The organism is Bordetella tumbae (genome assembly GCF_965139195.1).
Classification (GTDB): domain Bacteria; phylum Pseudomonadota; class Gammaproteobacteria; order Burkholderiales; family Burkholderiaceae_B; genus Bordetella_A; species Bordetella_A tumbae.
Genome location: NZ_CBCSJH010000003.1, coordinates 69,029 through 88,779 on the forward strand (window position 1 = coordinate 69,029; position 19,751 = coordinate 88,779).

Sequence of the window (19,751 nt, forward strand, 5' to 3'; positions counted from 1 at the left end):
GAAAAGCTCCGCCCTTGGCGCAGACGGTGGTCTGCGCCGATGGGTACTACTCGGGTTTTGAGGGACGCCTCTGTAGAGAGTGCGTGTCTACTGTGTCTTAGGCGCGGGCCGCCTGATGCGGATCGGGATAGCGGTAGGCGCCGATCATTAAAATTCCGAGCGCGCAGGCGACGCATACAATGCCGGCGGTTACCATCACGAGGTTGTAGCTGTGGAAGCGGTCAAAGGCCAGGCCATACAGGGCGGGGCCGAACATTGTGCCCAGGCAGAACAGCGAAATCAGCACGCCGTAGATGGCGCCAAAGTTCTTCAGGCCGAAATAGCGCTTCACGAAGAACGGCACCAGGTCGCCTTCGGCGCCGATCAGCATGCCAGTCAGCATCGCACCCAGCGCAAGTTGCAGATAGGGTGTTTCGTGCGTGGCGCTTCCCAACAGGGCTACGCCGCAACCGCCGAGCAGGAACACCGTGGAGGCCAACACCCGCGCAGGAATGAGGTCCAAAAGAAGGCCAACCAGGAAGCGGCCCATCGTCAAGCCGATCGCGGAGAATGCGGCGCCGGCCGCCGCCATTTCCGGCGACACGCCGTTGTCCGACAGCAGTGCCGGTACATGCACGATGCTGCCCAGACCGACCGCCGCGATCAACGCGACACACAAGCCGATCAGCCAGAAGCGTGGATTGGTGAAGGCGGTCTTTGGCGTATCACCCGTCAAGCTGTTGGGCGATTTTGCGTTGGCCGACGCGTCCGCGTTCCGCGCCTGAGTGGGGATGCGCCGCAGCATCATATGGGCAACGAAGCCGATGACCGCTGCAATGGCGGCCAGCAACAGGTAGGCCGTCTGCCAGTCGTAATGGCGGATCATCCAGCCGGTAAAGAGCGGCGCTAAAGCCGCGCCGATACCCGCGCCGATCGAGGCGATGCCGAATGCCAGTCCGACGCGGCGCTCGAAGGCGTAGGCCAGGATCGGCAGGTAGCCGACCGGCGATGTTGCGACGCCGAGCAGGCCGAGCAGGAAAGCCTTGATGCCCAGCGCAGTCGTCGTCAGCGGGCCGGCGGCCAGCAGCAGCAGACCGATCACGAAACAGATGATGGATACGCCGATGACGCGCTGATAGCCGTAGCGGTCCATCAGCCGGCCGGCCACCGGCGAGCTTACGGCAAGGCCCAGCGAGGCCAACGCCATACAGCTGGCGGCCGTGCCGCGCCCAATGTCCAGCGACTGAGCGATCGGCAGCAGAAAGACACCAGTAGTGCCGGCGAAAAGAGCGGTATATCCGCCCGCGAGCCCTAGTGATGTTGCGGCGACCAGGGCGACACTGCGCCGGTTTTGCGCGCGCTTCGCCATATCGCCGGGTATGCTGCGCCCCACGAAGTTCTCGATTGAACTGTCCACGTTTGTCTCCTCGCTTTTTCTCTTTTGGATAGCGTGGAGGCCAATTTAGCAGAGCGCTTTTGGCGAAAACACTGAAACTTCTGCATCAGCGAAATGCACCATATGAATAGCGCCAAGGGTCTTTCTATGCACGGACTGAATAAGCGAGATATCCGGTAAAACGGCGGCTCGATAGCCGGACCTCGCGGGCGCATGACCCGCCTCCGGGCAACTTGGTCATCTGGAGAGGCATGCGCCGGCCAAATAGAAATCCATAGGAATCAGCTCCACAGCCCATCCACCTTCTTCGCCCAGCGTGGCAGCCGGATGCATGGACGCAATACCGTTTTTCCAGAATCACGTGAGATTCAATCCACCATCAGAAAGCAAAATTTCGCCTGTCAAATAGTTAGATTCAATAAGCACTGACACTGCTTGTGCAATGTCTTCAGGGCTAGCAGCCCGCCGCATCGGCGCGCGCTCGCGCCACAACTGTTGAGCTTGCGTCCAGTCGGCTGTCAGCGGCGTATCCACAAGTCCAGGAGCGACGGCATTCACACGAATATCCGGAGCAAGTGAGACCGCTAGCAAGCGCGTGACATGATTCAATGCCGCTTTCGTGGCGGCATAGGGGATAGAAGCCCCTTTCGGACGAACACCTGCATGCGAACTCACATTAATCACGCAGGCGGGCGTTCCAGTAGCAGCAGACGCCCGTAGTGCGGCCTCGGCTTCCGCAATGATGCGAAACGGCGCGATGACATTGACCTCATGCAGCTCGCGCCATATGTCAGGCGTAGCGGCCGCCATATCGGCATGGGGAATCACGCGGCTGATGCCCGCATTGTTCACGACGATGTCCAAACGCCCCCATTGCGCGACAGTTTCTTGCACCAGTCGTATCCGATCTGCATCGTCAGCGAGGTTTGCCTGCACATAGGCCGCCAAGCCCAGTTCACGCGCCATAGCGATGCCTACATCCACAGAGCTGCGCGAATGCAACACGACGGCATAGCCATCCGTAGACAGCCGGCGCGCTATTGCTGCTCCAATACCTGAAGTGGATCCTGTAACCGGAGCAACACGTGGAGGTTGACGCATAGGGAGGTCAAGGGAGTTGGAAAGAGATGTAGTTTACATACAGGGAGTCATACCGTATGCCTAGGAGATGGTTGTTGCAGTTGGCGCAGCAGTATGATGCGAATATCCATCAACAGGAGAAAATCATGGCCCGAAAACCCGAGTTACCTGATCCAGACGAAGTCGCGCTGATTCAGTGGTGTACTGAAGTAGAAGAATTATTCGTCGCGGCTGGTGCGTCACGCGAAGAATCCCAACAGCATATCGAAGACGAAGCCGAGTGGTTTACTGACATGTTTTACGAGGGGCTGACCCCAGCGGAAGCCGCGAAGGCTGCCTTGAATCAATAATTCGCGCAGACCTGCTATAGAAGAAGTCCATGAGTTTCAGAAGTTGCTTGATAGTCGGGCGATTAGATTGACGGATGGGTCTTAACTGTCCTCTGCATTTTCTGAGTCCTCATCGATTGCGCGAATGACGCGTGCAGGATTTCCGGCAACTAGCGTGTTCGCCGGAACATCCCGAGTAACGACCGAACCTGCTGCGACAACCGAGCTTTCACCGACCGTCACGCCTCCGATGATCGTGACTCCGGCGGCGATCCACACATTTTCTGTATTGTGATGGGCTTGGCGATCACGCAGGCTTGGCGCTGAGCAGGGTCAAGGGGATGACTCGAAGTGATGAGACTCACATTCGGCCCGATCATTACGTCATCCGCAATATCGATTCCGCCAAGGTCGTACATCGTGCAATTCTGATTGATAAAGACATTGAGCCGACGCGAATGCTTTCTCCGCCAGTCGTGTAGAACGGCGGGATCATTGGCGGTCTGGCTCATTGCGGAGTTTCGCTTAGGCATGTCCCGTTGAACTATACCGAAAGCGGCCGATTCAATATGCGCTCATATTGAAAAAGATCCTCTGCCGAGAAACAACAGAAGATCACCTCTTGAACAGACGAGTCCGCCGACAAGCTCTCGCGCACGCTTTTGACAGCTACCTCCGCTGCTAACTCGATGGGATAGCCGTATATGCCCGTGCTGATGCTTGGGAATGCTATCGAAGCGATTGCCTTTTTGCGCTTAGGCTGGTAGGCATATTCATGCTCCTTGGAGTACGAAACAAATTTTCACTCTACATCGCTGGGCCTTTCAGCTCGATTTGATTGCCATCGGGATCGAAGCAATAGATCGAAAGTCCATCGCCTTCTGCTCCATATCGCATCACGGCTTTGCTCGCGGCAATTCCGCAGGCTTGTAGATGTTCCAGGATGGCAGTTTCATCGAACGGATCGACCCGCAGGCAAAAGTGGTCGAGATTGTGCCCTTCTTTTTCCGGGGCTTTGCCGCCGGTGGCGCCCAAAGGCCCTTGCACATCAACCAGATCGATCATGGACCCGCCGGCACCCAGATGAATCATGGCGTATTTCTCGTTCTTCTTCTTGACGGGACAGCCTAGTACCTTTGTATAGAACTCCACACTACGCGCCAGATCCTGAACTCGAAGCACGACATGGTCCAAATGCTTAATCTGAAATATCGGCATGATTATCCTCCTGGGGTGAGGCAGATTTGGGGCTAGACGTCGGACCGTCAACGTCCACTCATGAATCACAGATTAAGAGCTGTAGCCAGTGTTCGGCAAATTTTGGCGCTCGTTCGGTGAAGCAACGTGCGTGGCGGGGCGCGCTGAAACTGTCTCGTTCTGTCGCATAGGTCCTAAAGGTAACTCCCCATTTTCAACAGTAGGCGGCAGTAGAACGAGTTAACTGGGTTAACTGGCGATTGCCAAGTTTCTGTTTTGGGGTAGTGCCGCCGAACGTCATGTTGGGCGTTTCCGACGACGGAAATCCCTTTGTGAGTTCACATCAACGTTGCCTTGAACATTGGTGCAAGTCGACAAGAGATTATCGAAATGCTGATAAATCTCGCGCCCTATAGCGGCTATGCGACAACCCAGTAGGCGATCCGCATCGCTGCGCAAGAGTTCGCCAAAAGTCCCCCAAGTGTTCACGATGCTCTTAATCCGTAGATCGAGTGTTCGAGCCACTCACAGCCCACCAGAATTTCTGTAGAAATAAAAGGCTCAAATCGTTGGTGATCTAAGCCTTTTTGCTTTTTCGCCGCATTCATCAGCTTCGCCCTCATCGCTGATGGATTGCGGTGGTGTCAACGGGCCTTGGACGGGTATTACTTGGCCGTCTTGCCGAACTCGCCGTAGACTTCGCGCGGGTTTTTCACAAGAATCTGCTCCAGCGTGTCTCGGTCGTCCACGCATTCCGACAGCAGATCGAACAGATCGCCATCGTTGGGCATGAGGCGGCCGTTCATGTTGGGATGAGGCCAGTCAGTGCCCCATAGCAGGCGTTGCGACGCATGAGCTACCAGCGCCCGCGCCATCGGCGTCACCGAGGCGTAGGGGTAGTCTTCATCCGTGCAGCGCATGGGCCCGGAGATCTTGGTCCAGACGCGGCCAGTATCGAGCATTTCCAGCAGTTTGCGGAACGCCGGCTGCCCGGTGCCGCCGGCTGCCGGAATGTGCGCGAAGTGATCCAGCACGATCGAGTTCGGCAGCGCCAGCAGCGCGTCTGCATGTTCCAGCAGGTCAGTGCCATGCGGGTAGAACTGGATGTGCCAGCCGAATTCATGCACCATCGCCGCGATCCGCGGCGACAGCCGCGGTAGCGCGCCGCGGTGGCCGGTGCTGATGAAGCGCGCGCCGCGCACGCCCAGACGGTCGAGCTGCTCGATGTGTTCCATCGTCACGTCTTCAGGCAACAGCGCCACGCCGCGGAAGCGATCCGGGAAGCGCTCCAGCACGTGGATCAGATGGCGGGTGTCGGGCCCATAGCCGCCGCCGCTCACCACGACCGCGCCGGCCAGGCCCAGGGTGTCCTGCAGCGCGATATGGGTTTCGGGCAGAGCATCTTCCGCGCTGTAGCGGCTGTCGGGATGGAACGGGAATTCGCTGGCTGGCCCGAACAGGTGGATGGCGCAATCGATCGATCCGGGCGGCGCGACCAGCTTGGGCTTGCGGGGATGCGGGTCGGGCGGCTGGGTCGGGGGCGGCTGCTTGGCGGGATTCATCAGTACTTCCTTGTCGAGTCGGGTCGAGAGATCAATTTACGGTGATGTTGTCGCGCTTGATCATGTCCTTCCATTGCGTGATTTCACTCGAGATCATCTGGCGGAATTCTGCGGGCGTGTTGGTGATCGGCTCGGCGCCGCCGGCCTGGAAATTCTGGCCAAGCTCGGGGTTCTTCACGGCGTCGGCGATGGCGCGATGCAGCGTGTCGATGATCGGCTTCGGCGTTCCCTTGGGAGCCAGGATGCCCATCCAGAGTATGCCCTGGTAGCCCGGCAGGCCGGATTCAGCGATGGTGGGCACGTCGGGCATCAGCGGCGAACGCTGCAGGCTTGCCAGGGCCAGCGGCTTTAGGCGCCCCGAAGGGATGTGCGGCTGCGACGTGGTGATGGTGTCCATTTTGATCGCGACCTGGCCGCTCAGCAGATCGTTCATCGCCGGGGCGGCGCCCTTGTACGGCACATGCGTGACCTTGAGGCCGAGCTCGAGCAGCAGCAGTTCCATCGTCACGTGCGGCAGCGTGCCGTTGCCCGCCGAGCCGTAATTGAGCTGGCCCGGATGGCTGCGCGCGTAGTCGATGAATCCCTTGAGGTCAGAGAAGGGCTGCTGGCCGTTGGCCACCAGCAGTTCCGGGATCTGGGCGACGAGGGAGACCGGTTCAAAATCGCGTTCCGTATCGAACGGCAGCTTGGACTGGATCACCGGGTTGATGGTGTGGTTGGGTGTTGCGAACAGCAAGGTGTAGCCGTCGGGCGCCGCGCGCGCCACGCGCTGGCTGGCGATGACGCCGCCCGCGCCGCCGATGTTCTCGATGATCACGGGCGTCTTGAGCCGCTTGCTGATTTCGGCGCTGGCCAGACGCGCGGTGGCGTCGACGGTGCCGCCCGCGGGAAAGGGCACGATCAGCGTGATGGGATGATCGGGATAGCTGGCTGCGCTGGTCAGGGCCGGCGCGGCGGCGAGGACCAAGGCGCCGAGCACGAGGCTGCGGCGGTGCGGCGCGGATTGTGTTGACATGACGGCCTCTCTTTTTCGGGTGAATGCTCACTCGGCAACGATCTGCCCAGGCAGGATTTGGTCGTTACGTCCAGCCGGGGCGTTTTCTTAGACGTGCATTCAGGCCCGTGGCGAGAAATACAGCTTCAGCGCGTTTTCCCCGAACACTCGCCGACGATCCGCCTCGTTCGGGATCGTGTCGTTCAGCCACTGGATGGCTCGGGGATAATCCGTATCTTTCTCGCCGCCCACGAACGGCAGGTCACTCGCCCATACCATCTTGTCGTACCCCACGCGGCGGCACAATTCTTGCGCGCAAGCGCGGGCATTCTCGCCCAGACGGTAGGCACCGGAGAGTTTGACCCAAGTGCGGCCCTTTTCCACTGAGCTCACCATGGCCTTGAAGCCATCGCCTTCGATGCCAGTCACGGGATCGGGACGGCCAATGTGGTCGATCACGATCTTCACGCCGGAACGTTCCAGATAAGGCAGCACCAGCGGCAGGCGCGGGCCGTCGATGTGGACGTGCACGTGCCAGTCCAAGTCGACCAGGCGGCGCAGGAACTTGCGGTAGTTCCAGCTGTCGAGGTCGGGTAGCTCTTTCATGCTGATGAAAGGCAACCGCACGCCAACCACGCCGTCGCGGTCCATCTCGTCGAGCACGATGCGTTCGACCGAGGGCTCCAGGATCACCGTGCCGCGCAGGCGCGAATTGCTGCGCAGCGTATCGATGATGTAGTCGTTGTAGTCGCCCCACGGGCTGGCCGCGGCGATCACGGCGAAGCGCACACCGTTCGTGCCCATGGCGTCCAGCAACTGTTCGCCGGTGAAGCTATAGGTGGGACTGTGGCGCGGGTTGGGGATCAGCGGCATGTCCTGCTTGAACACATGGACGTGCGAATCGATGAGCAGGCAGTGCTCCGGGTGAGGCGTTGATGTCATGAAAAATACCCTGTGATACTTCGTGCTAAGAGGAAGGAGCCTTGTCGCTTTATTGGCGCGGGATGCCCGATTGCTTGATGACGTCGGCCCACAGAGTGACATCGCGATGCATGATGGCGCTCATTTCCTGGGGCGTGCTGATCTGGGCCTCCGTACCCAGGTCCTCGAAGCGCTTGCGCAGGTCGGGCATCTGCAGCACCTCGGTCAACTGGTGGTGGATTGTCTCGATCACTTCGGGCGGCGTGCCGGCCGGGGCATACAGCGCGTTCCAGCCCGTGACTTCATAGGTGGGCAGGCCGCTTTCTTTGACGGTGGGCACATTGGGCAGCCAGGTCGAGCGCTTGGCGCTGGTAGTCGCGATGGGCTGCAGCGTGCCAGCGTCGATAGGCCCTTTGAGCGCGGCATACGACTCGAAGGCTACGTCCACGTCGCCGCGCACCAGGGTCGCCATGACCTCGGCCGTGGTCTTGAAGGGAATGACGGTGGCGTTGTCGAGCTTGGCAGTCGAGTTGAACAGCGCGGCCGACAGGTTCTGCGTGCTGCCGGGATTGATGGTGCCCAGCGTCAGCGGGCGCTTCCGGCCTTCCGCGAGCAGGTCAGCCATGTTGTGTATCTTGCCCTTCGGGTTGGTCAGCAGGATCAGGTCGAAGTAGGCGACAGTGGAGATGGGCGTGAAATCCTTCTCGGGGTCGAAGGGCAGGTTGAACAGCGATTTGCTGATCGCTGTGCCGTTGGCGAAGACGATCAGGGTGTGGCCGTCTTTGGGGGAGGTCCGCACGACGTTGGCCGCGACGATGCCGCCGGCGCCAGGCCGGTTGTCGATGATGACTTTCTCGTTGAAGCGTTCGCCGAGTTTCTGCGCGACCAAGCGCATCGAGATGTCGGCCAGACCGCCTGGGCCGAAGGGCACCACGAGGCGGATGGGCTGGTCGCCAGGGTAGGGGCTGGCAGCCTGGGTGGCTGGTATCAGGGCGCTCGAACTGGCTATGGCCAGCAGGCCGCTGGTCAGGCAACGGATGGCGGCGCGGCGCGGCATTGTAGATTTGCGCATGTCGGTCTCCTCGTTATTTGGCTGCTGCGCAGTCTAAGTAGGCCGACACCTCCGCAGCAAATGAATTGTTTGATCCGATTCATGCGCCGGTTTCATGATGCGCTGCGTCAGCGCAGTTGAGGGATGCTGGCGGCGCCGGCCAGCGCCTGCATGATCCTGTCGCGCAGCATGGCGGCTTCGGGCGCCAGGGTGGCGCCGTGGCGCGTGACAATGGCGAGTCTGCGCGTGATGCCCGGTTCGCCCAAGGGCCGGGCGACCAAGCTGGCCGAGGCTGGTATCGACAGCGCAGGTACCACGGTCAGCCCCAGGCCCTCTTCCACGAAATTCAGGGCCACGGCGGTGTGCTGGGTTTCGTAGATCCAGCGTAAATGCAGCCGCCGTTCGCCCAGTGCATCGTCGATAGTGGTGCTGTTGCCGGCGGGCAGGCTGATGCGGATCAGCGCTTCGTCGCGCAGCTGGTCCCAGCATACGCGGGGCTGGCGCGCCAGCAGATGGCCGGCGGGGCAGGCCAATACGAAAGGCTCTTCGGCGAAGGGCTCGACGGTCAGGGCTGCGTGCACTGGCGCCGCGACGGATACGCCAAAAGCCGCGATACCTGACTCGACAAGTTCTGCGATCTCGTTGATGGAGTTGTCAAAGACCCGGATCGCCAGATGCGGGTGCCGTTCGCCGAAATCTCTCAGAATGGGAGAGAGGTGCTGCGCGGCCAGTGTGGGCAGGCAGGCGAAGGCCAGCCATTGCGGCGCGGCATTGCGGTGCTGGCGCACGGTGTCGTAGGACAGGGCCAGTTCCCGCATGGCGCCGCGCACGCGCGGCAGCAGTGCCTGCCCAGCATCGGTGAGCGTGACGTCCCGCGTGGTGCGCGCCAGCAGCCGAGTTCCGAGGCTGTTTTCCAGCTTGCGGATCCGGTGGCTGATAGCGGTCTGCGATAGGTTCAGGTGCAGGGCGGCTTGCTGGAAACTGCCGTGCTCGGCAATGGCCAGGAACGCCTGCATGCCCAGGAAGTCGATCTGCATTGTGGGGCTACGGTAGCACGAGCCTGGGCCCTTCTGGCGGATCAGAATCCGTAGAGCCGGGCGGGATTGTCCACTAGCACTTTGTGCAGGACGCCGGCGTCGGCATAGCGCGGCAGGAGATCGACGAGCTTGCCGTCGTCGGGCACTTCGCGCACGTTCGGGTGGGGCCAGTCCGTCCCCCAGACGATGCGGTCTTCGGCCACGGCCAGCATGCTCTGCACGAAGGGCACGACATCGCCATAGGGGATCGGGCCTTGCGACAAGATTTCGGAAATGCGTTCCGGCCCGCTGATCTTGAGCCAAGCCTGCTCGTCTTCCAGCACGCGCAGTAATTCCGTCAGGGCAGGTTGCTCGAGACCGTCACGGACCATGGGGCGGCCCATGTGGTCGATTACATAGGGAACGGGCAGGGTGCTTAGAAAAGGATGAAGCTCGGCCAGATGTTCGGCTTGTACATGCAGTTGCACGTGCCAGCCGAGCGGTGCGACGCGGCGGGCCATCGCCAATACTGCTCGCGGGTCGGCGGAATGCCCCAGGTGCGGCATGAAGTTGTAGCGTAGGCCGCGCACGCCCCCGGCATGCAGGGTTTGCAGTTCATTGTCGGTGGCGTCGTCGGCCACTAGCGCCACGCCGCGCGCGCTGTCGGGCCTGCGCGCGATGGCGTCGAGCATGGCGCGATTATCGGTGCCATGCACGGTTGCCTGGACGATGACCACGCGGTCCACGCCTAGGTGGAGGTGCAGGTTTTCCAGTGCCTGAGCGGGCGCCTCGGGCGCATCGTACGGGCGATCAGGGTCGTAGGGGAAGCGGTCGCTCGGGCCGTAGATGTGGACGTGCGTATCGCAGGCATGGCGCGGCAGCGCGTACGTGGGCTTGCTGGGGGAGGACTGAGGAGGGGGGACGGTTCTCATGAAAGGATGGCCGCTTGCTCATTATCGAGAAAAAACGTGAACGGAGTTCGTTGGCAATAGACAGTATTCACGACCGGAGATGACCGGTCGTTGCTTTTGTGCGAGCAGGGCGATCTAATTTATTTATTGGGTCCCCCCATAGTTGGGCGGGATCGGGAGACTGATCAAGGGGCAGGGCGGCGATCGGCGCGGCCAATATCTCCACTTCTCGCAGCAGGGCCAGCGCACCAGGAGAAAGCTGAGCCCCGGTGCGGGTGGTAACGCCGATCTGCCGCGTCAGACCGTCCATCGGCGAGTTCAGCGCGACCAGCTTGCCGGTGCTGAACTCGTGGTGCAACTGGTGTTCTGATAAAACGGTCAGCATGTCGGTGTCCAGGAGCAGGCCACGCAGGAGGGCCAAGTCGGCAGTTTCCACCGAGGGGATGGGAAGAGGGTGGCCGTGGCTTGTGAAAAAGGCGTTTAGTTGCTTGCGCAGCGGCGACCATTCTCGCGATACGACCCAGGGGTAGCGGAGCAGGTCGGTGAAGCCGATCTGCCGTTTCCGCGACAACGGGTGGCCGGCACGCGCGATCAGAACGAGATTTTCCTCGAACAGAACACGGGTCTGCAGCGTGGCATCCTGCAATGGCCGCATGGCGCCCAGGATGAAATCCACATCGGCGCAGAGCAGGTCCGCGCACAGGTCTTCATAAGGGCTTTCCAGCGTGCGTATGCGCACGCGCGGATGGCGGGCAAGGACGTTGGCGATCGCGCGGGGCAGGAGCAGGGTGCGCACCAGCGGCAGGGCGCCGACGGTAATGATGCCTTCGAGGTCGCCCCTCAGGGCGGCAATGTCGGCCCGGATGTGGCGTAGTTCTGCCAGTACGCGTTTGAAGCGGCGCAGCCATGGCGCGCCCGGCGCGGTAGGTACCATGCCGTGTGGCGCGCGCTCAAACAGGCGTCGGCCCAGGCCGGCTTCCAGGCTGGCGATGGCCGCGCTGACGGCGGGCTGCGTGACGCCCAGCAAATGCGCCACTGTGGGCATGTGGTGGATATCGGCCAACATGACGGCCATCATCAGTTTGCGGGTCTGGAACAGGCTGCTCGTCGTTGTCGCGACCCTGCCGAAAGACGGATGCAGCGCCCGTGCCTCGGCCCGGATGGTGTTGAGTTCGTCTTCGATGCGCAGGGCGCGCATGCGTACGGTTTCACCGGCGGCGGTCAGCAGCATGCCGGTGCCCTTGCGTTCGAAGAGCTGGATATCCAGGCTTTCTTCCAGCCGGCCAATGGCCCGCGTGATGGCCGACGAGGCGCGAAACAGCGATTCCGCCGAACGCCGTACGCCGCCGCTGGCGGCGACGTCGCAGAACACCCTGAGGTGGTGGAGGTTGACGAGGGATTCGGCGTCGCCGTATGCCGCATGGTCCGTTTTCATGGACATGGTCGAGGAATGGTCGATAAAAATATTAGAACGAGTTGTGCGGAACTAGGCAACCCGCCCAGGTAACGACGTCCTCATACTGTCAGTCGCCCTCACTAGTATCCATAGCTAGCTATGGTGGAGATTATCTTGAATCGTCGTTCATTTGTTCAAATGGCCCTGGCGCTGCCCGCCGCGTCCCTTCCGGCTTGGGCGCGTGCCGCGGCCTACCCTGGCAGCAAACCCATCCACATGATTGTGCCTTTCGCCGCTGCGGGGAATGTGGACACCATGGCGCGCCTGGTCGGTGCGGCCATGGGGCCCCTGTTGGGTACATCGATCGTGGTGGAGAACCGTGCCGGCGTTGGCGGCGGGATCGGCGCGGGCTACGTGACCCGGTCCAAGCCCGATGGTTACACGCTGTTGGCCAGTTCGAACGGGCCGCTGACGGTGAACCTTTTCTTCCAGAAGAACATGACCTACGATCCGCTCAAGGATCTGATTCCCCTGGGCAAGATCAGCGATGTGGCCCACGTGTTGGCCGTGAACCCATCCCTGCCCGCCAAGACACTGCCTGAGCTCATTAAGCTCTCGCAGCAGCGGCCGATAAACGTGGGCACGTCTGGCGTCGGTAGCGCCACGCATATGACGCTGGTGCGATTCGTTGCCGCGACGGGTGCGAATCTCACGCATGTGCCGTACAAGGGCGGCGGCGCGCTGACGGCAGATCTGGTAGGCGGGACGCTTGATGCGGCCTTTACCGAACTGTCCACGGCCCAGCCCCTGCACAAGTCCGGCATGACCCGCATTATGGCGATAGCCGCGCAGAACAGGTCGCCGCTTGTGCCCGATGTGCCGACCGCCATCGAACAGGGCGTGGCCGATTTCATCGCCACTAGCTATGTCGGTCTACTCGTCCCGGCCGGCACGCCGGAGGAAGTCAGGAATCTGGTACAGCAGGCGCTTGCCAAGAGCCTGGACGACACCAATGTGACCAGCAACATCCGCAACCAGGGTGCCGAAGTGGCGATCCGGGCGGAACGTACGGGGGCCGGTTTCGGCGCTTTCCTACGCGGTGAATTCGACCGTTCCAAGGCCGCTGTGCAGCAGGCTGGCATCGTGCCGGAGTAAGGGGCGGCGCATTCGTCCCTTTAGTCGTTAACGCTTTTTGGAAAAAATCATTATGCAATCATCCATTCATGCCGATGTGAACGCCATTGCGATTATCGGCTTTGGCGAAGTCGGCCCCATTCTGGCCTCGGCCTGGGTTGCCCAGGGACGCACGGTTTCGACCTACGACGTGAAGCTCGACGATCCCGGCGCGCGTGAAGCGATCCTCGTCCGTGCCCAGCGTGCCGGTGCTGTTACGCACGATACTCTGGCGTCAGCGCTGGCCGGCGCGCGCTTGGTGTTCTCCGCGGTAACGGCCAGCCAGGCGCAGGCCGTGGCTGAAGCGGCCGCCGCGCACATGCGGCCGGGGCAGATTTTCATCGACCTCAACTCGGTTTCGCCCAAGGTGAAGCAGCACAACAGCACGAGCATCGAGCGCAGCGGGGCCGACTACGTCGAATCGGCGGTCATGGCGCCCGTTCCGCCCCAGGGGGCACGCGTGCCCATGCTCTTGGGTGGCCGCCTCGCACGGCAGGTATCAGAGGAATTGAACGGGCTCGGCATGAAGACCGAGGCNGTGGCCGATAGCATCGGCCTGGCTTCGGCGATCAAGCTGTGCCGCAGCATCATGATCAAGGGAATGGAGTCCATGTGCGTGCAGTGCATGCTGGCCGCTCGCTATTTCGGCGCGGATGCCCGTGTGTTGACCTCGCTCGCGGCCAGTTTCCCGAGCGTGGGCTGGGACACTGGCTACGAAGCTTATCTGATCGGCCGGGTGGTCGAGCATGGCCAGCGGCGTTCTGAGGAAATGCGGGAAGCGGCCGCCATGCTCGGCGAAATCGGAGTGGACGCCAGTCTGGCCACGGCTATTGCCGATGTGCAGGAAAGCGTGGCGCGCACCGGTGTCGCCTTGCGCTCCCACCTGAGCGAGAAGGGCGCCCTGCCGGATTGGCGCGAAAGCCTGCTGCCCGAACTTAAAGCACCGAACCTCACCTTGCCGGACCAAGCATGATTATCGACATCCACGGCCACTACACTACCGCACCCAAGGCGCTGGAAGACTGGCGCAACCGCCAGATCGCCGGCATCAAGGATCCGTCCGTCATGCCCAAGCCGTCCGAGCTGAAGATCAGTGACGACGAGCTGCGCGAATCGATCGAGACCAACCAACTGCGCCTGATGCGCGAGCGTGGCCTCGACTTGACCATCTTTAGTCCCCGTGCCAGCTTCATGGCGCATCACGTCGGCGATTTTCAGGTATCGAGCACGTGGGCAGCCCTCTGCAACGAGTTGTGCTATCGCGTCAGCCAGTTGTTTCCCGACCACTTCACCCCTGCGGCCATGCTGCCGCAGAGCCCTGGCGTCGACGTCTCGACCTGCATCCCCGAGTTGGTCAAGTGCGTCGAACAGCACGGTAACGTCGCGATCAACCTGAATCCCGATCCTTCGGGCGGTCACTGGACCTCGCCTGCACTGTCTGATCGCTATTGGTACCCGATCTACGAAAAGATGGTCGAGTACGACATCCCCGCGATGGTTCACGTGAGCACCAGTTGTAACGCCTGCTTCCACACCACCGGCGCGCACTACTTGAACGCTGACACGACCGCGTTCATGCAGTGCCTGACCTCCGACCTGTTCCACGATTTCCCGACCCTGCGCTTCGTGATCCCGCACGGCGGCGGGGCGGTTCCCTACCACTGGGGGCGTTTTCGTGGCCTGGCGCAAGAAATGAAGAAGCCGGTACTGGAAGAGCATCTGCTGAACAACATCTTCTTTGATACCTGCGTCTACCACCAACCTGGGATCGACTTGTTGACCAACGTGATTCCGGTCGACAACATCCTGTTTGCCAGCGAGATGATCGGCGCCGTGCGGGGTATTGATCCGCGCACGAACCACTACTACGACGACACCAAGCGCTACATCGAAGCCGCCAGCGTGACACCGGAGCAACGCTACAAGATCTATGAAGGCAACGCCCGTCGCGTGTACCCTCGCCTGGACGCGGCGCTCAAGCAAAAAGGGCAGTGACTATGTATGAAATCGGAGTGGTATATCGCAACATCGTGCGCGCTAACGGCGATGTCGCGACCAAGCTCGGCCAGCTCGGCAGCGCTACCGTACACGAGGCGATGGGTCGCGTCGGCCTGATGAAACCCTATATGCGGCCCATCTATCCCGGCACGCAAGTGGGCGGGACCGCCGTTACCGTGTTGCTGCAGCCCGGCGACAACTGGATGATGCACGTCGTCGCCGAGCAGATCCAGCCAGGCGACCTCGTCGTCGCAGCGGTGACCGCCGATTGCACCGATGGCTATTTCGGCGACCTGCTCGCTACCAGCTTCAAAGCGCGCGGCGCGCGCGGGCTTATTATCGACGCGGGTGTGCGCGACATCAGCGTGCTTCAGGGCATGCCGTTTCCGGTGTGGAGCAAGGCAGTCTCGTCCAGGGGCACGGTCAAGGCCACGCTCGGCTCGGTGAACATTCCGGTCGTGTGTGCGGGCGCCATCGTCAACCCGGGTGACGTGGTCGTGGCTGACGATGACGGCGTCGTCATCGTGCCGGCCGGTATCGCTACGCAGACGCTCGAGAAGGCCCAGGCCCGCGAAGCGAACGAGGCGGACAAGCGCGCCAAGCTCGCCTCCGGTGTGCTCGGCCTTGATATGTACAACATGCGAGGCTCTCTGGAAACCGCGGGGCTGCGCTATGTCGACTGAACGCCAGGCCCTGAAGGGCATAGCGTCCATGGTTACTCGCTCGCTGCTGGCGCGGCTGACCGAGCAGTACGCGCGCGACATGGGGCAATCCGTCGTGTTCGAATCGGTCGGCGGCGNCGACGCCGCCAAGCGCGTGCGCGACGGCGAACCGTTCGACCTTGTTTTGCTGGCCGCTGACGTGATGGAGCGCCTGGCGTCCGAAGGGAAAGTCGATCGCGGCACGCTGGTCGGCGTGGTGGACTCGTCAATGGCGGCGGCGGTGAAAACCGGCGCGCTAGTGCCCGACGTCGGCAGCGAGGAATCGATCCGCAACGCGGTGCGCAACGCCGGTGCGATCGGCTACTCGACCGGACCGAGTGGCGGACATATTCTGCGCCAGCTCGAGAAATGGGGCATCACGCCGGACGGTGGCGAGGGCGTGCCGCGCCTGGTGCAGGCGCGCCCTGGCATTCCTGTCGGGTCTCTCGTCGCGTCCGGCGAAGTCGATCTCGGTTTTCAGCAGTTGAGTGAATTGCTGAACGTCGAGGGCATTACCCTGCTCGGCCCACTGCACGAATCGATCCAGCTGACCACCACGTTCTCGGCGGCCCTGGCTTCGCCCGTGCGCGACCGGCAGGCCGCGCAAGCCTTTCTGGCTTATCTCACATCGCCTGCAGTTGAGGCGGCCAAAGTGGCGAACGGGATGACGGGAGTCCGAGCCAGGTGGTAGAAAATCCGAATGGCCGATAAAGTGCGGCGGCCATAGACCGGAGGCACTGCCGTGATTGAGTTCGAGGCCAGGACCATTCCCGGATACAGCAGGCTGAGTGGGCCCAGAATCTGCTTAGCCGCCTCAACCTTGAACTCTTGCGTGTACCCTTGCTGCTCATATCCCCCTTTCTGGGTACCTAAACTCTAGGCTGCGAAGTCTCTAGGAAGCCTTGGTCGATTCATAGATCATCTCCATCAACCTCAGTGGCGCTTCCGTTGGGATGTCCACACCAAAAAGCAGCGTGAGGATAGGTACGATGAAGATGCCACTCGCCATGCCAAGCACTCCGCCAAGCGCACTTGCACCGAAAGCGGCCACGAATAGCCATAGGATTTCCATCTCGGTTGGACTCTGGGTCACGATCGGTCGCGTGGACGGCGGGCCAAGCGCGTGACGAGACTGATGAGATCGCCGCGATAGTGGAGCTTTTCGTAATCGATGGGCCGCTGTCCTTCGGTGAAGGACACGCGCTCGATTAAAAAGACGGCACTGCCGGAATCGATGGCGAGAGCCTGCGCTACCGCCGGAGTGTCTGGACGATTTCATTGGCGAGGACAACCCGGTACGCGTTGTCGACATCTTCGTCGATGAGATTGACCTACAGTCGCTTGGCTTCAAGGGTGTCGATCCTGCGGCGACGGGGCGCCCCGCCTATCACCCCGCCGTTCTGCTAAAGCTCTACATCTACGGGTACCTCACCCGTATCCAGTCCAGCCGTCGGCTTGAGCGAGAAGCACAACGCAATGTGGAGCTGATGTGGCTCACGGGCCGATTGGCGCCAGACTTCAAAACCATTGCTGATTTCCGTCGCAACAACGGCCCTGGCATCCGCAATGTCTGTAAGCGCTTCGTCGCCATGTGCCGCCAGTTAAAGATATTCTCGCAAGCCATCGTTGCCATCGACGGCAGCAAATCAAGTGCTTGTCCTCAATGCCTCATCAAACACCAGTGCACGACTAGCAGCTATCGACGTATCCGCCGCTGGGAACATGAAGAGGTGCTTCCTGACGCGTACGCTCGAGCATGTGAGTGCCGAAATGAGCTTGCATGTGCTCGCCTACAACCTGAAGCGGTTGATGAGCATGTTGGGCATCGCTGGAACGATGAAAGCGATCAAGTCGGCAAGGGCTTAAGCCCATTTATGCGCTGTTGAAGCTCGCGAAATAGGCCAAAGCCTCACTTATAAGGCCGCTCAACAAATAAGTAAGCTGGATCGCGGCGTATGACCAACGGCACGTTCACTGCCGAATGCTGCACACGCTCAGACTTCCAATACGTTTCCACACAGCCTCGGCCGCAACTAGTCGTTGATGCCAGCACTGAGCGGTGACTGCGCCTATCGAACGAAGCTCAAGGCGTCACAGTGAAAGTCATGATCAAGAGACGCCAAGCCACATTCTAGACGGGTCGAGCGCGGCAAGCCGAGTGGCCGCGCAGCGTTTCCACGCCCCTTATCGTTTCAACATTCAGCGGCCACGACTGCACACTTCCTGCCGGCGCTCACCCAAGCAATAGCGGCCAGGCCAAGAGCGATCAGCGAGAGTATTGCACCCGCCCAGTTCGGAGAAGCAAATCCAAATCCAGCCGCAATCGTCGCTCCGCCGGCCCAGGCACCGATAGCATTTCCGAGATTGAACATGCCGATGTTCACGGACGCCGCCATAGTAGGCGCGCCAGCGCTGTTGGCTCGGTCCATGACTAGCTTTTGAATCGGAGAGACCGTTGCGAACCCAAATGCAGCCATGAGGAAGACAGAGATAGAAGCGACGGCACCACTACTTACACCGATCCAAAAAACAAGTAGCACTACGGCCTGCCCGGCGAGGGTTACGAACAGCGTTCCAAACAGGGAGCGGTCCGCAAAGCGCCCACCGATCCAGTTGCCTACAACCAAGCCCAAACCGAAAAGGACCATCAAGCGAGCCACGCCTGCATCTGAAAAACCCGCTTCCTCGATCATCATCGGGGCGATGTAGGTGATGGAGGTAAAAAAAGCTGCGGGGCCGAATACGGTGATTCCCATGGCCAACAGCACCTGGGGGTCCATGAAAGCCCGCAGCTCCGTTCTCAGTGCTATCGCCTTTCCCGCCTTAATCCGGGGAACAAGCAGCGCCACGCTGATAGCGGTAATAAGACCGATCGCAGCGATCAGCCAGAAAACCAGTCGCCAATCATAGGCCTGTGCTAACCATGTGCCGGCGGGCACTCCGAACAAATTCGCCATCGTCAGGCCCGAAAACATGAAGGCGATCGCGCTCGCCTGGCGGTCCTTTGCGACCAGCGATGCAGCGATGATGGACCCGATTCCGAAGAATGTGCCGTGGTTGAAGGCGGTGAGGATGCGGCCGGCCAACGCGATAGGCAGGGTGGGAGCGAGCGCGGTAAGAGCATTGCCCAATGTAAAGACGATAGCTAAACCGAGCAGCATTTTCTTTCTGGGGACTTTTGCGCCCAACACGGTCAAGATGGGTGCGCCGACAAAGACGCCCAGAGCGTATGTGGTTGCCATGAGGCCTGCCGTTGGAATCTCGACACCGAAATCCTGGGCAATCTGGGGAAGTATGCCGGCGATGACAAATTCGGTGAGGCCAATTCCGAACGCGCCTATCGCCAGCGCAAACAGTGCTACTGGCATAAATCAATTTCCTTTCTGCAATATGTCATCCGAACAGTGTTCGTTTATATTAATTTTATGGGATACAAAATTCGGACGTAAATCGAAATGACACAACAGCAGAAAGAAACAGACGCAGTTCGGCAAATTCGGCATAAGCCCGCAGAACTGGACGCGATCGACCGAAAAATTTTAGGTGCACTCGCCCAGGATGCGTCGCAAAGCTATGCCGAGCTCAGCGAAATCGTTCACCTCTCTAAACCCGCGGTACATGATCGAGTCAAAAGACTCAAGCGGGAAGGAGTGATCAAGGGCACCGTGGCTATCCTGGACGGTTGCAAACTCGGCAGGACGCTTCTGACGTTTCTCGTAGTGGACACGAGCAGCTACAACGCAACGCGCCAATTGCTGGCACTGGCTGGACGGCCTGAAATCGAGGAACTTCACACGGTGGCGGGCGACGGTTGCCTGATGATCAAGGTGCGCGCGGATGACACCGAATCGCTAGAGACCTTGTTGATGGAAATTCAAAGCCTGGAGGGAGTCCGTTCAGTTCGCAGCTACATTGCTCTTTCCACGTTTTTGGAGCGTGGGCCTTCGCCAGGGTGAGCCGTCAGGGTATCTATCGATGCTGCGATGGCAGTCGCCTGAGTTAGCGCGTCAGTTGGGACGGACGTCTTTCGCCTGCGGACCAGACGAA

The 19,751-nt window shown here is 60.8% G+C and carries 21 protein-coding genes and 5 pseudogenes; 11 read left to right on the plus strand and 15 right to left on the minus strand.

Annotation, left to right across the window (positions count from 1 at the left end):
• Window positions 1-97: 97 nt before the first annotated feature.
• Both ACNA0J_RS05620 and ACNA0J_RS05625 read right to left on the minus strand, forming a co-directional pair.
• On the minus strand, window positions 98-1,396 hold the full coding sequence (locus tag ACNA0J_RS05620; protein ID WP_415817276.1) for an MFS transporter: 1,299 nt from the start codon (window positions 1,394-1,396) through the stop codon (window positions 98-100).
• Window positions 1,397-1,732: 336 nt separating this feature from the next.
• Window positions 1,733-2,476, minus strand: a complete 744-nt coding sequence (locus ACNA0J_RS05625) for an SDR family NAD(P)-dependent oxidoreductase (protein WP_415817278.1) — start codon at window positions 2,474-2,476, stop codon at window positions 1,733-1,735.
• A 125-nt stretch (window positions 2,477-2,601) separates the two neighbouring features.
• Between ACNA0J_RS05625 and ACNA0J_RS05630 the strand changes: the two genes are divergently transcribed.
• A complete protein-coding gene (locus tag ACNA0J_RS05630; RefSeq protein ID WP_415817280.1) occupies window positions 2,602-2,805 on the plus strand; it encodes a hypothetical protein in 204 nt (67 codons plus the stop codon).
• 81 nt (window positions 2,806-2,886) lie between these two features.
• Here the strand turns inward: ACNA0J_RS05630 and ACNA0J_RS05635 are convergent.
• The 3 genes and pseudogenes from ACNA0J_RS05635 to ACNA0J_RS05645 form a co-directional block, all read right to left on the minus strand.
• A pseudogene (locus tag ACNA0J_RS05635) lies at window positions 2,887-3,280 on the minus strand (DapH/DapD/GlmU-related protein); the annotation flags it as partial.
• A gap of 48 nt (window positions 3,281-3,328) precedes the next feature.
• Window positions 3,329-3,535: pseudogene (locus ACNA0J_RS05640) on the minus strand (macro domain-containing protein); the annotation flags it as partial.
• Between the two features lie 56 nt (window positions 3,536-3,591).
• Window positions 3,592-4,002: a VOC family protein gene (locus ACNA0J_RS05645; RefSeq protein WP_415817282.1), complete on the minus strand. Its 411-nt coding sequence runs from the start codon at window positions 4,000-4,002 to the stop codon at window positions 3,592-3,594.
• Between the two features lie 321 nt (window positions 4,003-4,323).
• Here ACNA0J_RS05645 and ACNA0J_RS05650 point away from each other — a divergent pair, with 321 nt between their 5' ends.
• Complete coding sequence (locus ACNA0J_RS05650) at window positions 4,324-4,419, plus strand: carboxymuconolactone decarboxylase family protein (RefSeq protein WP_415817742.1); 96 nt, start codon at window positions 4,324-4,326, stop codon at window positions 4,417-4,419.
• A gap of 227 nt (window positions 4,420-4,646) precedes the next feature.
• Here ACNA0J_RS05650 and ACNA0J_RS05655 read toward each other — a convergent pair whose 3' ends face one another.
• The 7 genes from ACNA0J_RS05655 to ACNA0J_RS05685 all read right to left on the minus strand — a co-directional run bounded on the left by ACNA0J_RS05655 (window position 4,647) and on the right by ACNA0J_RS05685 (window position 11,871).
• On the minus strand, window positions 4,647-5,543 hold the full coding sequence (locus ACNA0J_RS05655) for an amidohydrolase family protein (RefSeq protein WP_415817284.1): 897 nt from the start codon (window positions 5,541-5,543) through the stop codon (window positions 4,647-4,649).
• 31 nt (window positions 5,544-5,574) lie between these two features.
• Window positions 5,575-6,558, minus strand: a complete 984-nt coding sequence (locus tag ACNA0J_RS05660) for a Bug family tripartite tricarboxylate transporter substrate binding protein (protein ID WP_415817286.1) — start codon at window positions 6,556-6,558, stop codon at window positions 5,575-5,577.
• Between the two features lie 99 nt (window positions 6,559-6,657).
• Window positions 6,658-7,479, minus strand: coding sequence for an amidohydrolase family protein (locus ACNA0J_RS05665; protein ID WP_415817288.1), 822 nt, complete (start codon window positions 7,477-7,479; stop codon window positions 6,658-6,660).
• Between the two features lie 49 nt (window positions 7,480-7,528).
• Window positions 7,529-8,530 (minus strand): Bug family tripartite tricarboxylate transporter substrate binding protein, encoded by a 1,002-nt coding sequence (locus ACNA0J_RS05670; RefSeq protein ID WP_415817290.1) that lies wholly within the window; start codon window positions 8,528-8,530, stop codon window positions 7,529-7,531.
• 107 nt (window positions 8,531-8,637) lie between these two features.
• Window positions 8,638-9,546, minus strand: a complete 909-nt coding sequence (locus tag ACNA0J_RS05675; protein ID WP_415817292.1) for a LysR family transcriptional regulator — start codon at window positions 9,544-9,546, stop codon at window positions 8,638-8,640.
• Window positions 9,547-9,587: 41 nt separating this feature from the next.
• Entirely contained in the window at window positions 9,588-10,457 is an 870-nt protein-coding gene (locus tag ACNA0J_RS05680) for an amidohydrolase family protein (protein ID WP_415817294.1), read from the minus strand.
• Between the two features lie 67 nt (window positions 10,458-10,524).
• Window positions 10,525-11,871 carry a LysR family transcriptional regulator gene (locus ACNA0J_RS05685; protein ID WP_415817296.1) on the minus strand — a complete coding sequence of 449 codons (1,347 nt, stop codon included), beginning with the start codon at window positions 11,869-11,871 and terminating at the stop codon, window positions 10,525-10,527.
• Between the two features lie 135 nt (window positions 11,872-12,006).
• Here ACNA0J_RS05685 and ACNA0J_RS05690 point away from each other — a divergent pair, with 135 nt between their 5' ends.
• The 7 genes and pseudogenes from ACNA0J_RS05690 to ACNA0J_RS05720 all read left to right on the plus strand — a co-directional run.
• Window positions 12,007-12,987, plus strand: a complete 981-nt coding sequence (locus ACNA0J_RS05690) for a Bug family tripartite tricarboxylate transporter substrate binding protein (protein ID WP_415817298.1) — start codon at window positions 12,007-12,009, stop codon at window positions 12,985-12,987.
• Between the two features lie 52 nt (window positions 12,988-13,039).
• A partial coding sequence (locus tag ACNA0J_RS05695; protein ID WP_415817300.1) for an NAD(P)-binding domain-containing protein occupies window positions 13,040-13,542 on the plus strand: 503 nt, incomplete at its 3' end.
• A gap of 88 nt (window positions 13,543-13,630) precedes the next feature.
• Window positions 13,631-13,978 (plus strand): DUF1932 domain-containing protein, encoded by a 348-nt coding sequence (locus ACNA0J_RS05700; protein WP_415817744.1) that lies wholly within the window; start codon window positions 13,631-13,633, stop codon window positions 13,976-13,978.
• Window positions 13,975-15,000 carry an amidohydrolase family protein gene (locus ACNA0J_RS05705; protein ID WP_415817302.1) on the plus strand — a complete coding sequence of 342 codons (1,026 nt, stop codon included), beginning with the start codon at window positions 13,975-13,977 and terminating at the stop codon, window positions 14,998-15,000. The genes ACNA0J_RS05700 and ACNA0J_RS05705 overlap by 4 nt, the downstream gene beginning before the upstream one ends.
• A gap of 2 nt (window positions 15,001-15,002) precedes the next feature.
• Window positions 15,003-15,686 carry a 4-carboxy-4-hydroxy-2-oxoadipate aldolase/oxaloacetate decarboxylase gene (ligK, locus tag ACNA0J_RS05710; RefSeq protein WP_415817304.1) on the plus strand — a complete coding sequence of 228 codons (684 nt, stop codon included), beginning with the start codon at window positions 15,003-15,005 and terminating at the stop codon, window positions 15,684-15,686.
• 28 nt (window positions 15,687-15,714) lie between these two features.
• Window positions 15,715-15,802, plus strand: a pseudogene (locus tag ACNA0J_RS05715) (substrate-binding domain-containing protein); the annotation flags it as partial.
• A gap of 1 nt (window position 15,803) precedes the next feature.
• Window positions 15,804-16,395 (plus strand): annotated as a pseudogene (locus ACNA0J_RS05720) (substrate-binding domain-containing protein); the annotation flags it as partial.
• A 201-nt stretch (window positions 16,396-16,596) separates the two neighbouring features.
• On the opposite strand, the gene ACNA0J_RS05725 reads toward ACNA0J_RS05720, so the two are convergent.
• Window positions 16,597-16,776: a hypothetical protein gene (locus tag ACNA0J_RS05725; RefSeq protein ID WP_415817306.1), complete on the minus strand. Its 180-nt coding sequence runs from the start codon at window positions 16,774-16,776 to the stop codon at window positions 16,597-16,599.
• A 17-nt stretch (window positions 16,777-16,793) separates the two neighbouring features.
• On the minus strand, window positions 16,794-16,940 hold the full coding sequence (locus ACNA0J_RS05730) for a UTRA domain-containing protein (RefSeq protein ID WP_415817746.1): 147 nt from the start codon (window positions 16,938-16,940) through the stop codon (window positions 16,794-16,796).
• Between the two features lie 29 nt (window positions 16,941-16,969).
• Here ACNA0J_RS05730 and ACNA0J_RS05735 point away from each other — a divergent pair.
• A pseudogene (locus ACNA0J_RS05735) lies at window positions 16,970-17,359 on the plus strand (transposase); the annotation flags it as partial.
• A 537-nt stretch (window positions 17,360-17,896) separates the two neighbouring features.
• On the opposite strand, the gene ACNA0J_RS05740 reads toward ACNA0J_RS05735, so the two are convergent.
• Entirely contained in the window at window positions 17,897-19,072 is a 1,176-nt protein-coding gene (locus tag ACNA0J_RS05740; RefSeq protein WP_415817308.1) for an MFS transporter, read from the minus strand.
• A gap of 87 nt (window positions 19,073-19,159) precedes the next feature.
• Here ACNA0J_RS05740 and ACNA0J_RS05745 point away from each other — a divergent pair, with 87 nt between their 5' ends.
• Window positions 19,160-19,660, plus strand: coding sequence for an Lrp/AsnC family transcriptional regulator (locus ACNA0J_RS05745; RefSeq protein WP_415817310.1), 501 nt, complete (start codon window positions 19,160-19,162; stop codon window positions 19,658-19,660).
• Window positions 19,661-19,751 lie beyond the last annotated feature (91 nt).

Excerpts from the sequence above, each read along its gene's own strand:
- ACNA0J_RS05725 (WP_415817306.1), bottom strand. The coding sequence starts at position 16,776 with ATGGAAATCCTATGGCTATTCGTGGCCGCTTTCGGTGCAAGTGCGCTT.
- ACNA0J_RS05625 (WP_415817278.1), bottom strand. The coding sequence starts at position 2,476 with ATGCGTCAACCTCCACGTGTTGCTCCGGTTACAGGATCCACTTCAGGT.
- ACNA0J_RS05665 (WP_415817288.1), bottom strand. The coding sequence starts at position 7,479 with ATGACATCAACGCCTCACCCGGAGCACTGCCTGCTCATCGATTCGCAC.
- ACNA0J_RS05670 (WP_415817290.1), bottom strand. The coding sequence starts at position 8,530 with ATGCGCAAATCTACAATGCCGCGCCGCGCCGCCATCCGTTGCCTGACC.
- ACNA0J_RS05740 (WP_415817308.1), bottom strand. The coding sequence starts at position 19,072 with ATGCCAGTAGCACTGTTTGCGCTGGCGATAGGCGCGTTCGGAATTGGC.
- ACNA0J_RS05655 (WP_415817284.1), bottom strand. The coding sequence starts at position 5,543 with ATGAATCCCGCCAAGCAGCCGCCCCCGACCCAGCCGCCCGACCCGCAT.
- ACNA0J_RS05685 (WP_415817296.1), bottom strand. The coding sequence starts at position 11,871 with ATGAAAACGGACCATGCGGCATACGGCGACGCCGAATCCCTCGTCAAC.
- ACNA0J_RS05700 (WP_415817744.1), top strand. The coding sequence starts at position 13,631 with ATGCTGGCCGCTCGCTATTTCGGCGCGGATGCCCGTGTGTTGACCTCG.
- ACNA0J_RS05705 (WP_415817302.1), top strand. The coding sequence starts at position 13,975 with ATGATTATCGACATCCACGGCCACTACACTACCGCACCCAAGGCGCTG.
- ACNA0J_RS05745 (WP_415817310.1), top strand. The coding sequence starts at position 19,160 with ATGACACAACAGCAGAAAGAAACAGACGCAGTTCGGCAAATTCGGCAT.
- ACNA0J_RS05630 (WP_415817280.1), top strand. The coding sequence starts at position 2,602 with ATGGCCCGAAAACCCGAGTTACCTGATCCAGACGAAGTCGCGCTGATT.
- ACNA0J_RS05675 (WP_415817292.1), bottom strand. The coding sequence starts at position 9,546 with ATGCAGATCGACTTCCTGGGCATGCAGGCGTTCCTGGCCATTGCCGAG.
- ligK (WP_415817304.1), top strand. The coding sequence starts at position 15,003 with ATGTATGAAATCGGAGTGGTATATCGCAACATCGTGCGCGCTAACGGC.
- ACNA0J_RS05680 (WP_415817294.1), bottom strand. The coding sequence starts at position 10,457 with ATGAGAACCGTCCCCCCTCCTCAGTCCTCCCCCAGCAAGCCCACGTAC.
- ACNA0J_RS05645 (WP_415817282.1), bottom strand. The coding sequence starts at position 4,002 with ATGCCGATATTTCAGATTAAGCATTTGGACCATGTCGTGCTTCGAGTT.
- ACNA0J_RS05660 (WP_415817286.1), bottom strand. The coding sequence starts at position 6,558 with ATGTCAACACAATCCGCGCCGCACCGCCGCAGCCTCGTGCTCGGCGCC.